A 14,107-nucleotide genomic window follows, 5' to 3' on the forward strand; every position below is an offset into this window, starting at 1 on the left:
TGTCCCCTACCCGCCCCTTCCCGCTGCATCCGATGTGCGGCTCCGCCGCGTGGCGGGGGCGAGCCCCCGGGCCCCCTTCCGCGCTGACGCGTGGTGTCCTCAAGCGCCGGACGGGCTGATTTTCAGCCCGTCCGGCGCTTGAGGACCGGGGTCCGGGGCGGAGCCCCGGTTCGGGAAGGGGCGGGGCTGGGGAAGAATCCCCACGGTCACCGCCGCCGCAATGTTGCCGCGGGATGAAATCCGCAGCCCACGGCGTTGGGCCGTCCGTGGCAGAGGACAGCGGGAGGTCTCGGGTGGCGGCGACGGAAGCCGGTGAACCGGCGGCGACGGAAGTCGGAGAAGGCTGGGCCAGGCGGCTCGCACGGTACTGCTGGCGATACCGCCGCACCGTGCTGCTCGCCCTCGGCTCCTCGCTGGGCGGCATGGCCGTCATGGCCCTCGTCCCGCTCATACCCAAGCTGATCATCGACGACGTCATAGGCGCCGGCGACCGCCCGCTCGCCCCCTGGGCGACGCTCCTCGTCGTCGCCGCGGTCGTCGTCTACGGCCTGACCTACCTCCGCCGCTACTACGGCGGCCGCCTCGCCCTCGACGTCCAGCACGACATGCGGACCGAGATGTACGCCTCGATCGCCCGCCTCGACGGCCGACGCCAGGACGACCTCTCCACCGGCCAGGTCGTCGGCCGGGGCACCAGCGACCTCCAGCTGGTGCAGAGCCTCCTCTTCATGCTGCCGATGATGATCGGCAACATCCTGCTGTTCGTGATCTCACTGGTCGTCATGGTGAGCCTCTCGCCGCTGCTCACGGTCATCGCGCTCGCCGTGGCACCCGCCCTGTGGTTCCTCGCCCAGCGCAGCCGCACCAAGCTCTTCCCCGCCACCTGGTACGCCCAGGGGCAGGCGGCGGCCGTCGCGGGCGTCGTCGACGGAGCCGTCACCGGCGTCCGCGTCGTCAAGGGCTTCGGCCAGGAGGAGCAGGAGGCCGGAAAGCTCCGCGAGGTGAGCCGCCGTCTCTTCGCGGGCCGGCTGCGCACGGTCCGCCTCAACTCCCGCTACACCCCCGCACTCCAGGCCGTGCCCTCCCTCGGCCAGGTCGCCATGCTGGCGGTCGGCGGCTGGATGGCCACGCGCGGGCAGATCACGCTCGGCACCTTCGTCGCCTTCTCCACCTATCTGGCACAGCTCGTCGGCCCGGTGCGGATGCTCACCATGATGCTGACCGTCGGTCAGCAGGCCCGGGCCGGCGTCGAGCGGGTCTTCGAGCTGATCGACACCGAGCCGGTCGTCGAGGAGCGGCCGGGCGCCCACGCGCTGCCCGACGACGCGCCCGCCACCGTCGAGTTCGACGACGTCACCTTCGGCTACGACCCCGAGCGGCCGGTCCTCGACGGCTTCTCGCTGCGCATCGAGCCCGGTGAGACCGTCGCGGTCGTCGGCGCGTCCGGCAGCGGCAAGTCGACGGTCGCGCTGCTCCTGCCGCGCTTCTACGACACCACCGGCGGCGCCGTCAGAGTCGGCGGGCACGACGTCCGCGACCTGACGCTGCCCTCGCTGCGGGCCGCGATCGGGCTGGTGCCCGAGGACAGCTTCCTGTTCTCCGCGAGCATCGCCGACAACATCGCCTACGGGCACCCGGAGGCCACCGCCGAGCAGATCCAGGCCGCCGCCCGGGCCGCCCAGGCCGACGGCTTCATTTCCAGGCTGCCCGACAGGTACGACACCGAGGTCGGCGAGCAGGGCCTCTCCCTCTCCGGCGGCCAGCGCCAGCGCATCGCGCTCGCCCGCGCCATCCTCACCGACCCCCGGCTGCTGCTCCTCGACGACGCGACCTCCGCGGTCGACGCCCGGGTGGAGCACGAGATCCACGAGACGCTGCGCGCCGTCACCGCGGACCGCACGACGCTGCTCATCGCCCACCGGGCCTCGACACTGGCCCTGGCCGACCGGATCGCCGTCCTCGACAACGGGCGGCTGGCCGACCTCGGCACGGCGGAGGAGCTGGAGGAGCGCAGCGAGCTCTACCGCAGACTGCTGACCGACCCGGAGGAGCTGGCCGGGGTCCGCAAGGACCCCGCGGGCCGGGCGCTCGCGGGCGGCCCCGGCGGCGGGACCGCGCTCACCGGGACCCTCGTCGCGGAGCCGCTGGAGGAGACCGGGGTCCCGGACGACGCCCCCGCGTCCGCGCCGCGCCCCCGCAAGCGGGCCGTCGTCGACGGCGTCACCCCGTCCCTGTGGGTCCGTACCGGGGACGGCGCGCCCGCCGACCTCGCCGGGATGCCGGCCTCGCCCGAGCTGCTCGCCAAGGTGGCCGCGCTGCCGCCCGCGGCCGACACCCCCGACGTCGACGAGGAGCGCGCCGCCCGGCCCGAGAAGGAGTTCGGGCTGCGGCAGCTGCTGCGCGGCTTCGGCGGGCCGCTGGCCCTGAGCCTGCTGCTGGTGGCCGTGGACGCGGTCGCCGGTCTGCTGCTGCCGGTCCTCATCCGGCACGGCATCGACCAGGGCGTCCAGCGCCTGGCGCTCGGCGCGGTGTGGGTGGCCTCCGGCCTCGCCCTGCTGGTCGTGGTCGGCCAGTGGGCCGCGCAGGTCGCGGAGACCCGGCTCACCGGCCGCACCGGCGAGCGCGTGCTCTACGCCCTCCGGGTGAAGATCTTCGCCCAGCTCCAGCGGCTGGGCCTCGACTACTACGAGCGCGAGCTCACCGGCAAGATCATGACCCGGATGACGACGGACGTGGACGCCCTGTCCACGTTCCTCCAGACCGGGCTCGTCACCGCCGTCGTCTCCGTCCTCACCTTCTTCGGCATACTCGTCGCCCTGCTGGTCATCGACGTGGGCCTGGCCCTCGTCGTCTTCGCGACCCTGCCGCTGCTGGTGATCGGCACCGTCGTCTTCCGCCGGCAGAGCGTCAAGGCGTACGAGCTCGCCCGCGAGCGCGTCGGCCTCGTCAACGCCGACCTCCAGGAGAGCGTCGCCGGTCTCCGCATCGTGCAGGCGTTCCGCCGCGAGGCGGCCGACGGGCGGCGGTTCGCCGAGCGCAGCGACGCCTACCGGCGGGCGCGGGTGCGCGGCCAGTGGCTCATCTCGGTCTACTTCCCGTTCGTGCAGCTGCTGTCGTCCGTGGCCGCCGCGGCGGTGCTGATCGTCGGTGCGAACCGGGTGGGCGCCGGCACCCTGACGGCGGGCGCCCTGGTGGCGTACCTGCTCTACATCGACCTGTTCTTCGCGCCCGTCCAGCAGCTCTCGCAGGTCTTCGACGGCTACCAGCAGGCGACGGTCTCGCTCGGCCGGATCCGTGAACTGCTGCGGGAGACGACGACCACCCCGCCGGCGACGCGGCCGCGCGCGGTGACGGAGCTCCGCGGCGCGGTGACCTTCGAGGACGTCCACTTCCACTACGGCGACGGCGAGCGGGCCCTCGCGGGCATCGACCTCGGCGTCCCGGCCGGGCAGACCGTGGCCTTCGTCGGCGAGACGGGCGCGGGGAAGTCCACGCTGGTCAAGCTGGTGGCACGGTTCTACGACCCGACGTCGGGCACCGTCCGCGTCGACGGGCACGACCTGCGCGAGCTGGACGCCACGGCCTACCGGCACCGGCTGGGCGTCGTCCCGCAGGAGCCCTACCTCTTCCCCGGCACGGTCCGCGACGCCATCGCCTACGGGCGGCCGGACGCCTCCGACGCCGAGGTCGAGGCCGCGGCGCGGGCGGTCGGCGCGCACGACATGATCGCCACGCTCGACGGCGGCTATCTGCACACCGTGGCCGAGCGCGGCCGCAACCTCTCCGCCGGGCAGCGGCAGTTGATCGCGCTGGCCCGCGCCGAGCTGGTCGACCCGGACGTCCTGCTGCTCGACGAGGCCACGGCGGCCCTGGACCTGGCCACGGAGGCGCTGGTCAACCAGGCCACCGAGAAGCTGGCGGGCCGGCGCACCACGCTGGTCGTCGCGCACCGGCTGACCACCGCCGCCCGCGCGGACCGTGTCGTGGTCCTCGACCGCGGCCGGGTGGTGGAGGACGGCACGCACGACGAACTGCTGGCGCTGGACGGGCGGTACGCCGTGCTGTGGCGGACGTTCACGGGCGAGGCGGTCGCCGCGTAGCCGGCGGCGCCGGCCCTCCACGCGACGGACCAGGAGCACGACGGACCGTGAGCACGACGGGCCGGGAGCACCACAGGCCAGGAGCACGACAGACCAGGAGAAAGAGACCAGCCGACCGGTATTCGACCGGTCGGCTGGTCAGTTGATACGCCTGAGGGTCTGGTGCAGCCGATGTCGCCCCCGGTAGGTTCACGGCGAACTGTGTGAACCCAGGGGAGGGCGAATGCGCAAGGCGCTCAGAGGGCTGCTGGCGCTGGCGGTGCTCACGGGCACCGTCGGTGTCGGCGGTGCCACGGCGGGGACGGCGGCCGCGGCCACCGAGCAGGACATCAAGGAACGCGTCCTCGCGATCCCGGGGATGAGCTTCGTGGAGGAGAAGCCCTACGAGGGCTACCGCTACCTCGTCCTCACCTACGACCAGCCGGTCGACCACCGGAACCCGGCCAAGGGGACCTTCAAGCAGCGCTTCACGCTGCTGAACAAGTCCACCGACCGGCCGACGGTCTTCTTCACCTCCGGCTACAACGTCAGCACCAACCCCAGCCGCAGCGAGCCCACCCGGATCGTCGACGGCAACCAGGTGTCGATGGAGTACCGCTTCTTCACCCCGTCCCGGCCCCAGCCCGCCGACTGGTCGAAGCTGGACATCTGGCAGGCCGCCAGCGACCAGCACCGCCTCTACCAGGCGCTCAAGCCCGTCTACAACAAGAACTGGCTGGCCACCGGCGGCAGCAAGGGCGGTATGACGGCGACGTATTACCGCCGCTTCTACCCGGACGACATGAACGGCACCGTCGCCTACGTCGCGCCCAACGACGTGAACAACAACGAGGACTCGGCCTACGACAAGTTCTTCGCGAACGTCGGCGACCAGGCCTGCCGCACCCAGCTCAACTCCGTGCAGAAGCAGGCGCTCGTCCGCCGTGACGAGATCGTCGACCGCTACCAGAAGTGGGCCGACGCCAACGGCAAGACCTTCAAGGTCGTCGGCAGCGCCGACAAGGCGTACGAGAACGTCGTGATGGACCTGGTCTGGGCGTTCTGGCAGTACCACCTCCAGAGCGAGTGCGCGACCGTGCCCGCGACCAGCGCCTCCACGGACGAGCTCTACAAGTTCATCGACACCATCTCGGGCTTCGACGGCTACACCGACCAGGGCCTGGAGCGGTTCACGCCGTACTACTACCAGGCGGGCACCGAGCTCGGCGCGCCGAGCTTCAAGACCCCGCACCTGAAGGGCCTGCTGCGCTACCCCGGGATCTACAGCCCGCGCAACTACGTGGCGCGTGACATCCCGATGAAGTTCAAGCCCAGGGCGATGGCCGACATCGACCGCTGGGTGCGCAACGACAGCGAGCGGATGCTCTTCGTCTACGGGCAGAACGACCCGTGGAGCGGCGAGCCGTTCAACCTCGGCCGGAACGCGGCCGCGCGGGACGACTACCGCTTCTACGCCCCCGGCGGCAACCACGGCGCGAACATCTCCCAGCTCGTCGCCGACGACCGGGCCAAGGCCACGGCCGAGGTCCTGGAGTGGGCCGGCGTCGCGCCCGCGGCCGTCCGCAAGGACGCCACGCACGCCAAGCCGCTTGCTCCGTTCGACGCGAAGCTCGACCGTCCGGTCGTCGACCGGCAGAACAGCCTCCGTCCGTAAGGACAACGGAGCGGCCAGGACGGCCGTAAGGCCGAAGGGCTCCCTCCGAGTCCGTGAGGCGGGCCCCTGAGTTCACACCAGGCGGCGGGCGCACCCGACGGGTGTCCCGCCGCCGACGTGTACGTACAGGTCGGTCGAGGCCGGGCACTCGGGCCGCGCGCCGACCTCGCGCGTCACCCGGTACTCCGGCGCGTGCCGGCCCGAGCCGTCGCAGGCGGTCTCCTTCACCACGCCCCGCCGCTCGGTGTACACGCAGTCTCCGGTCACCGTCACCGGGCCGCCGCCCCGCCCCGGGTCGCCGGGGTGCGGCGCCTGGAGGTTGCGCATGCAGGCGTAGCCCTCCGGAGCGCTGTCCTCCTCCGAGGTGCCCCGGTCGACCGCGGTGATGTGCAGCACGAAGTCCGTGGCGGCCGGGCAGCGGGGACCGTCGGCCCGCGGGCCGTTGAAGCGGGCCAGGACCCGGGCGACGGCCCGCTCGCTCGCGCACGAGACCTCGGTGAAGGCGGCCCCTCCGCCGCCCGCGCAGGCGCTCCGGCCCAGGAACGTGGCCCCGGGCCGCGGCTGCCCGGGCCAGGGCGGCACCGAGGCCGCCACGGCCCTCCGGTCGTCCCCGGCCGCCCGGACCGGCATCTGGCAGCCGGCCAGCGGGACCGCCACCGCCGGTGCCGCGAACAGGACGAGCGCGAGCAGCGCGGCCCGCCGCACCCGATGGCGCATGTGTCCCCCCGTTCCCGCCGTCCCCGCGCGTCCTGCCCCGTACCCCGGCGACTCCCCCCGGTCCGTGCCGCCCCGTGCGCTTCAGCCTGACTCTCCGGGCCCGGCGCACGCCAGACGTGCGGGGCGCGCCGGGGCGGCCGGGACGGGCGGAACGGGGTGTGTGCGGGGCGTGCCGACGGGTCCGTACGCCGGGACGCGCCCCGGTACCCGGGGAGCCGCCACCGGCGCTGTGGAAGGGGGCGCGCCGGCGGCGGTGCGCTGTCGACCGCGGGCGGCGGAGAGGGAGGCCGGCGACGCGGCCGGGGGCGCGCGCCGACACCGTCCGGCGGCCGTTCGACAACAGCACGCGTCTTGGACGGGCGGCGCCCCGGAGCGGTTCCGCGCGGGGCGGGCGTCAGCCGTGCGCGCGCCGCTTGATGACGAGCCGGGCGGGCAGCCGCCGGGTCAGCAGACGGGCGCGCGGCGCCAGCCGCCGGGCCATCGCGAACACCGAGTCCGTACGCGAGCGGTCGGCGTCCAGGACCGTGAAGAGGTTGACGCCGAGGTAGAAGGTGATGGCCGCGTTGGCCAGGTCGCGCGGCGGGGTCAGCCGGGCCAGCGGGGTGCCGCCGATCACCCGCTCCAGGGTCTCCTCGACGAAGGCGATCCACGGCTCGGCCCGCACCCGGATCTGCTCCCGCAGATCCGGCTTGGCCACGGCGGCGGCCACCAGCTCGGCGAAGAGCGTGAGGTGCCCGGCCTCGATGTCGTGGCGGTAGATCCGGGTGGCGGCCTCGGTGAGGTCCTCCAGGGTCCGGCAGCCGGCGACGGCGTCGGCGAGCACCGCCATCCGCTCGGCGGAGGACCGGTCCAGGGCGGCGAACAGCAGCGGGTCGACCCCGCCGAAATGGTAGAAGACCAGGGCGGAATTGACCCCGGCCTCCTTGGCGATCGTCCGCGCGCTGGACTTGGCGTACCCCTGGGTCCGCAGGACGGTCTCCGCCGCGCCGATCAGCCGTTCCTTGGTGTCCACCGTCATGTGTGCAGCCCTCTCGCCCTGTCGATCATACGGTTCGGGCCGCCGCCGGGCCCGGGGCGAGGGACGGCGGGCTCAGGACGCCCGGGCGCCGTCGACGAGGCCCAGCAGGTACTCCCGGCCGGGCCCCGCCAGCTGCTGGAACTCCGCCGCCTGCGGGTACCAGCGCTTCTCGTACTCCCAGCACAGCCAGCCGTCCCAGCCCGCGCGGCCGAGCACCCGCGCGCAGTCGGGCAGCGGCAGCACCCCCGACCCCAGCGGCAGCGGCGCGGTGTCCTCCGCCGAGGCTACGTCCTTCACCTGGACGTAGCCCAGGTGCGGGGAGAGCGGCGGGAAGCTCAGCGCCGGCGTCTCGCCGCCGAGCCAGGTGTGCAGGACGTCCCAGAGCGCTCCGACGTTCGGGTGCCCGACCGGGCCCAGGATCCGCGCCACGTCCCGGGCCCGGCGGTGCGAGTCGTGGGTCTCCAGCAGGACGTGGACGCCCAGGTCGGCGGCGAGCGGCGCGACGGCCCCCAGCCGCCGCGCGGCGGTCGCGTCGGCCTCCGCCGCCGGCCTGTCCCCGCCGCCGGGGAACACCCGGGCGTACCGCGCGCCCAGGTCGCCGGCGAGCCGGACCAGCGCGGACAGCTCCCCGAGCACCGCCTCGTCCGGCCCGGGCGAGGCGACCCGGACGTACCCGGCCACCGCCAGGATCCCGACGCCCGCCCCGGCGAACTCCGCGGCGGCCGCCGCCCGCTCGCGCGGGCCCGAGCCCGGGTGCACCGGTTCCTCCGGGTGCGCGCGCAGCTCGACGCCGTCGTAGCCGTGCGCGCGGGCGAGCCGCGCCACGTCGGGGAGGGGCAGACCGGGGACACCGAGGGTGGAGAAAGCCAGTTTCATGGGGACCGGGTTCCCCGGGTGCGGGCGGGAAATGCTCCTTGTACGGCAGAAGGGGGTCCCAGGGATGACCGGCACCGACACCAGAACCTTGCGGATCGCCATGAACGGCGTCACCGGCCGCATGGGCCACCACCAGCACCTCGTCCGCTCCGTCCTGGCCCTCCGGGAGCAGGGCGGCCTCGACCTCGGCGACGGCACCCGGCTGTGGCCGGAGCCCCTGCTCGTGGGGCGGGACGCGGGCCGCCTCCGCGCGCTCGCCGGGCGGTACGGCCTGGAGCACTGGACGACCGACCTCGACGGCGCCCTCTCCGACCCGGCCGTCGGCGTCTACTTCGACGCCCAGATCACCTCCGCCCGCGAGGCCGCGCTCCGTAAGGCCATCGCCGCGGGCAAGCACGTCTACTGCGAGAAGCCCACCGCCCTCGACGCCGGCGGCGCCGTCGACCTCTACCACCGCGCCCGCGCGGCCGGCGTCCGGCACGGCGTCGTCCAGGACAAGCTCTTCCTCCCGGGCGTCCGCAAGCTCAAGCGGCTCGTCGACGGCGGCTTCTTCGGCCGGATCCTCTCCGTCCGGGGCGAGTTCGGCTACTGGGTCTTCGAGGGCGACCAGCAGCCCGCCCAGCGGCCGTCGTGGAACTACCGCGGGGAGGACGACGGCATCACCTCCGACATGTTCCCGCACTGGGAATACGTCCTGAGCGAGCTCTTCGGCCCCATAAGGTCCGTCCAGGCGCACACGGCCACCCACATCCCACGCCGCTGGGACGAGCACGGGAAGCCCTACGAGGCCCGGGCCGACGACGCGGTCTACGCCGTCCTGGAGCTGGAGAGCGGCGCCGTCGCCCAGCTCAACTCCTCCTGGGCGGTGCGCGTCCACCGCGACGAGCTGCTGGAGTTCCAGGTCGACGGCACGGAGGGCTCGGCCGTCGCCGGGCTCCGGCACTGCCGGGTCCAGCACCGCTCGGTCACCCCCCGGCCGGTCTGGAACCCCGACGAGCCGGCGGCCGGCGACTTCCGCGCGCAATGGCAGGAGGTCCCCGACAACGAGCCGTTCGAGAACGCCTTCAAGGCGCAGTGGGAGCTCTTCCTGCGCCATGTGGCGCTCGGCGGGCCCTGGCGGCACGACCTCCTCGCGGGCGCCCGGGGCGTCCGGCTCGCCCTGCTGGCCCGGAGGTCCGCCAGGGAGGGCCGCAGGCTGCCGCTGCGGGTGACCGGACCGTGATCCGGCTGCCCGACGCCTCCGGGGCCCTGCGCCGGTACGAACCCCGCTGCCTGCCCCTGGAGCTCAGCGCCCAGGGCACACCGCCCACCTCCCGCAGGATCCTCGCCGCCGCCCACGTCGTCGCCGACCCCTTCGGCAACACCACGCCCTACGGCCCCGCCGCACTCGACTGGGAGGCCACCCTGGCCTTCCGCCGCCACCTGTGGGCGCACGGCCTGGGGGTGGCCGAGGCCATGGACACCGCGCAGCGCGGCGCGGGCCTGGACTGGCCCGCCGCCGCCCGGCTGATCCGCCGCTCGGCCGCCGAGGCGCGGGCCGTCGGCGGCCGGGTCGTCTGCGGGGCCGGCACGGACCAGCTCACGCCCCCGTACGGCACCCTGGCGGACGTCACCGCCGCCTACGAGGAGCAGCTCGCCCTGGTCGACGGGGAGGGCGCGCAGGCCGTCCTCCTGGCCTCCCGGGCGCTCGCGGCCGTCGCCACCGGACCCGACGACTACCGCGCGGTCTACGGACAGCTGCTGCGGCAGACGGACCGGCCCGTCGTCCTGCACTGGCTCGGCCCCATGTTCGACCCCGCCCTGGAGGGCTACTGGGGGAGCCGCGACCCGGACGCCGCCATGGAGACCTTCCTCGGGATCGTCGCGGACCACCCGGCGGAGGTCCACGGCGTGAAGGTCTCGCTCCTGGACAAGGACCGCGAGCGGGCCCTGCGCCGGCGCCTGCCCGCCGGAGTGCGCTGCTACACCGGCGACGACTTCCACTACCCGGAGCTGATCGAGGGCGACGCGCACGGCCACAGCGACGCCCTGCTCGGCGTCTTCGACCCGCTGGGACCGCTCGCCGCCCACGCCGCGCGGCTGCTCGACGCGGGCGACCGGCACGGCTTCCGGGCCCTCCTGGACCCCACCGTGGCCCTCGCCCGGCACCTCTTCGAGCCGCCCACCCACTGCTACCGCACGGGTGTCGTGCTGCTGGCCTGGCTCGCCGGGCACCAGCGGCACTTCACGATGGCCGGCGGGCAGCACTCCGCGCGCACCCTGCCGCACCTGGCGCGGGCCTACGAACTGGCCGACGGCCTCGGCCTGTTCCCGGACCCGCCGCTCGCCCAGGACCGGATGGCCCGGCTGCTCGCCGTGCACGGGGTGGACCGGTGAGCGGCGGCGCCCGGGCGCTCCCCGACCCGCGGTTCAGCCTCAACCAGCGGACCCTGCGGCAGTGGACCCTCCCCGAGCTGGCCGCCGGCTGCGCGGCGGCCGGGGTGCGCCATGTGGGGCTCTGGCGCGGGCCCGTGCGGGAGTACGGGCCCGCGGCCGCCGCCCGGCTCGTGCGCGGCGCCGGACTGGCCGTCAGCAGCCTCTGCCGGGGCGGCTTCCTGACCGCCGCCGACCCCGAGCGCCGACGGGCCGCGCTCGCCGACAACCGGGCCGCCGTGGCGGAGGCCGCCGAGCTCGGCACCCGCACGCTCGTCCTCGTGCCCGGCGGCCTGCCGGAGGGCGACCGTGACCTCGCCGCGGCCCGTGAGCGGGTCGCCGACGCGCTGGCCGAACTCGGGCCCTACGCGGCCGGGCACGGCGTGCGGCTCGCCGTCGAGCCGCTGCACCCGATGTACGCCTCCGACCGCTCGGTCGTCTCCACCCTCCGGCAGGCCCTCGACCTCGCGGAGCGCTTCCCCGCCGGCCAGGTGGGCGTCGTGGTGGACACCTACCACCTGTGGTGGGACGACACGGTGGCCGGACAGCTCGTACGGGCCGGGGAGGGCGGCCGGATCGCCGCCTTCCAGCTCGCCGACTGGGTCACCCCGCTGCCCGAAGGGGTGCTCCTGGGCCGGGGGCAGCTCGGCGACGGCTGCGTGGACCTGCGGTGGTTCCGCGAACGGGTCGACGCGGCGGGCTACCGGGGGCCCGTCGAGACCGAGATCTTCAGCCCCGCGCTCTGGGCGCGGGACGGCGCCGAGGCGCTCGCGGAGGTCCTGGACCGCTACCGGCGGTACGCCACCGGGATACCCGCGGTAAGCGAACCACCTCCGATCCCACCATCGGTAACGGAAAGATAACTCTTTGAATGCGGCGCAACCCTTTGCCGGGATGACGGGTCGTACTGGGCATCGGGCTTCCTGGGGAGGGATCCGGGGGGATTCGGAGGAAGCCGGTTTTGGGGGGTACCCGAGGGGCCCGGTCGCAGGACCGGGCCCCTCGGCCTTTCGCTCTCTCTCCCGTGGTCCCCGTGTTCTCCACAGGCCCGAACTCCTGTCGGACTCCGGCGGTACCGTCGGGGCATGGCACAGATGGCGGTGGTCGAAGGGGTCCTGGAGCGGATCACCTATGCCAGCGAGGAGAGCGGCTACACCGTGGCCCGCGTCGACACCGGGCGCGGCGGCGGCGATCTCCTCACGGTCGTCGGCTCCCTGCTCGGCGCGCAGCCGGGCGAGTCCCTGCGGATGGAGGGCCGCTGGGGCTCCCACCCGCAGTACGGCCGCCAGTTCACCGTGGAGAACTACACGACGCTCCTGCCCGCGACGATCCAGGGCATCCGCCGCTATCTCGGCTCGGGCCTGATCAAGGGCATCGGCCCTCGCATCGCCGACCGCATCACCGAGCACTTCGGCACGGACACCCTGGACGTCATCGAGCGCGAGCCGAAGCGCCTGATCGAGGTGCCCGGACTCGGCCCCAAGCGGACGAAGATGATCGGCGCCGCCTGGGAGGAGCAGAAGGCCATCAAGGAGGTCATGGTCTTCCTCCAGGGCGTCGGCGTCTCCACCTCCATCGCCGTCCGCATCTACAAGAAGTACGGCGACGCCTCCATCTCCGTCACCCGCAACCAGCCCTACCGGCTGGCCGCCGACGTCTGGGGCATCGGCTTCCTCACCGCCGACCGCATCGCCCAGGCCGTCGGCATCCCGCACGACAGCCCCGACCGCGTCAAGGCCGGTCTGCAGTACGCCCTTTCCCAGTCCACCGACCAGGGGCACTGCTTCCTCCCCGAGGAGCGGCTGATCGCCGACGCGGTGAAGCTCCTCCAGGTCGACACCGGCCTCGTCATCGACTGCCTCGCCGAACTGGCCGCCGAGGAGGAGGGCGTGGTCCGCGAGACCGTGCCCGGCCCGGACGGCGGGGAGCCCGTCACCGCCGTCTATCTGGTCCCCTTCCACCGGGCCGAGATCTCCCTCGCCGCCCAGCTGGGCCGGCTGCTGCGGGCCGGGGAGGACCGGCTCGCGGCCTTCCAGGACGTCCCGTGGGACAAGGCGCTGGCCTGGCTCGCCGGCCGGACGGGCGCCGAGCTGGCCCCCGAGCAGCGCGAGGCGGTGCGGCTGGCGCTCTCCAGCAAGGTCGCCGTGCTCACCGGCGGCCCCGGCTGCGGCAAGTCCTTCACGGTGCGGTCCGTCGTCGAACTGGCCCGCGCCAAAAAGGCCAAGGTCGTGCTGGCCGCGCCCACCGGCCGGGCCGCCAAGCGGCTCGCCGAGCTCACCGGCGCCGAGGCGTCCACCGTCCACCGGCTTCTGGAGCTCAAGCCCGGCGGCGACGCCGCCTACGACAAGGACCGGCCGCTGGACGCCGATCTGGTGGTGGTCGACGAGGCGTCCATGCTCGATCTCCTGCTGGCCAACAAGCTCGTCAAGGCCGTCCCGCCCGGGGCCCATCTGCTGCTCGTCGGCGACGTCGACCAGCTGCCGTCCGTCGGCGCCGGAGAGGTCCTGCGCGACCTCCTCGCCCCCGGCAGCCCCGTTCCGGCCGTGCGCCTCACCCGGATCTTCCGGCAGGCGCAGGAGTCCGGGGTGGTGACCAATGCACACCGCATCAACTCCGGTACACCGCCCCTCACCCAAGGGATGACGGATTTCTTCTTCTTCGTCGAGGAGGACACGGAGGAGGCGGGCCGCCTGACCGTGGACGTGGCGGCGCGCCGGATCCCCGCGAAGTTCGGCCTCGACCCGCGCCGCGACATCCAGGTGCTGGCCCCCATGCACCGCGGCCCGGCCGGCGCGGGCACCCTCAACGGCCTGCTCCAGCAGGCCATCACCCCCGCCCGGCCCGATCTGCCGGAGCGGCGCTTCGGCGGCCGAGTCTTCCGCGTCGGCGACAAGGTCACCCAGATCCGCAACAACTACGAGAAGGGCGAGAACGGCGTCTTCAACGGCACGGTGGGCGTGGTCACCGCCCTGGACACGGTGGAACAGCGGCTGACCGTCCGCACCGACGAGGACGAGGAGGTCGGCTACGACTTCGACGAACTCGACGAGCTGGCCCACGCGTACGCCGTGACCATCCACCGCTCGCAGGGCAGCGAGTACCCCGCCGTGGTGATCCCTGTCACCACCGGCGCCTGGATGATGCTTCAGCGCAATCTCCTCTATACCGCAGCGACTCGGGCAAAACGGCTCGTAGTGCTCGTAGGGTCCCGTAAGGCTCTGGGGCAGGCGGTGCGCACGGTGTCCGCGGGGCGGCGCTGCACGGCTCTGGACCACCGGCTCGCGGGAGGCTGAGGGGGCGTCTCCCGGGGTCCTTCCCCGGGGCGCCCGG

The 14,107-nt window shown here is 73.9% G+C and carries 9 protein-coding genes; 6 read left to right on the plus strand and 3 right to left on the minus strand.

The window, feature by feature from the left end; translation table 11 throughout:
- Positions 1 to 233 precede the first annotated feature (233 nt).
- Both LUZ64_RS00955 and LUZ64_RS00960 read left to right on the plus strand, forming a co-directional pair.
- Positions 234 to 4,100 carry an ABC transporter ATP-binding protein gene (locus LUZ64_RS00955; RefSeq protein ID WP_095579639.1) on the plus strand — a complete coding sequence of 1,289 codons (3,867 nt, stop codon included), beginning with the start codon at positions 234 to 236 and terminating at the stop codon, positions 4,098 to 4,100.
- Positions 4,101 to 4,323: 223 nt separating this feature from the next.
- Positions 4,324 to 5,754 (plus strand): S28 family serine protease, encoded by a 1,431-nt coding sequence (locus LUZ64_RS00960; protein ID WP_095579640.1) that lies wholly within the window; start codon positions 4,324 to 4,326, stop codon positions 5,752 to 5,754.
- Between the two features lie 72 nt (positions 5,755 to 5,826).
- On the opposite strand, the gene LUZ64_RS00965 is transcribed toward LUZ64_RS00960, so the two are convergent.
- The 3 genes from LUZ64_RS00965 to LUZ64_RS00975 all read right to left on the minus strand — a co-directional run bounded on the left by LUZ64_RS00965 (position 5,827) and on the right by LUZ64_RS00975 (position 8,365).
- Positions 5,827 to 6,471, minus strand: a complete 645-nt coding sequence (locus LUZ64_RS00965; RefSeq protein ID WP_211304954.1) for a hypothetical protein — start codon at positions 6,469 to 6,471, stop codon at positions 5,827 to 5,829.
- A 394-nt stretch (positions 6,472 to 6,865) separates the two neighbouring features.
- On the minus strand, positions 6,866 to 7,489 hold the full coding sequence (locus LUZ64_RS00970; RefSeq protein WP_095583372.1) for a TetR/AcrR family transcriptional regulator: 624 nt from the start codon (positions 7,487 to 7,489) through the stop codon (positions 6,866 to 6,868).
- Positions 7,490 to 7,561: 72 nt separating this feature from the next.
- Positions 7,562 to 8,365 (minus strand): sugar phosphate isomerase/epimerase family protein, encoded by an 804-nt coding sequence (locus LUZ64_RS00975; protein ID WP_095583373.1) that lies wholly within the window; start codon positions 8,363 to 8,365, stop codon positions 7,562 to 7,564.
- A gap of 64 nt (positions 8,366 to 8,429) precedes the next feature.
- Here LUZ64_RS00975 and LUZ64_RS00980 point away from each other — a divergent pair, with 64 nt between their 5' ends.
- The 4 genes from LUZ64_RS00980 (at position 8,430) to recD2 (ending at position 14,070) form a co-directional block, all read left to right on the plus strand.
- A complete protein-coding gene (locus LUZ64_RS00980) occupies positions 8,430 to 9,587 on the plus strand; it encodes a Gfo/Idh/MocA family protein (RefSeq protein ID WP_095583374.1) in 1,158 nt (385 codons plus the stop codon).
- Positions 9,584 to 10,741 carry a dihydrodipicolinate synthase family protein gene (locus tag LUZ64_RS00985; RefSeq protein ID WP_095583375.1) on the plus strand — a complete coding sequence of 386 codons (1,158 nt, stop codon included), beginning with the start codon at positions 9,584 to 9,586 and terminating at the stop codon, positions 10,739 to 10,741. The genes LUZ64_RS00980 and LUZ64_RS00985 overlap by 4 nt, the downstream gene beginning before the upstream one ends.
- Positions 10,738 to 11,640, plus strand: a complete 903-nt coding sequence (locus LUZ64_RS00990; RefSeq protein ID WP_095583376.1) for a sugar phosphate isomerase/epimerase family protein — start codon at positions 10,738 to 10,740, stop codon at positions 11,638 to 11,640. Before LUZ64_RS00985 ends, LUZ64_RS00990 begins: the two co-directional genes overlap by 4 nt.
- 222 nt (positions 11,641 to 11,862) lie before the next feature.
- Entirely contained in the window at positions 11,863 to 14,070 is a 2,208-nt protein-coding gene (recD2, locus tag LUZ64_RS00995; protein ID WP_095583377.1) for an SF1B family DNA helicase RecD2, read from the plus strand.
- The last annotated feature ends 37 nt before the right edge of the window (positions 14,071 to 14,107 follow it).

The sequence above is a fragment of the Streptomyces albireticuli genome (assembly GCF_021228125.1).
GTDB classification, from domain to species: Bacteria; Actinomycetota; Actinomycetes; order Streptomycetales; family Streptomycetaceae; genus Streptomyces; species Streptomyces albireticuli.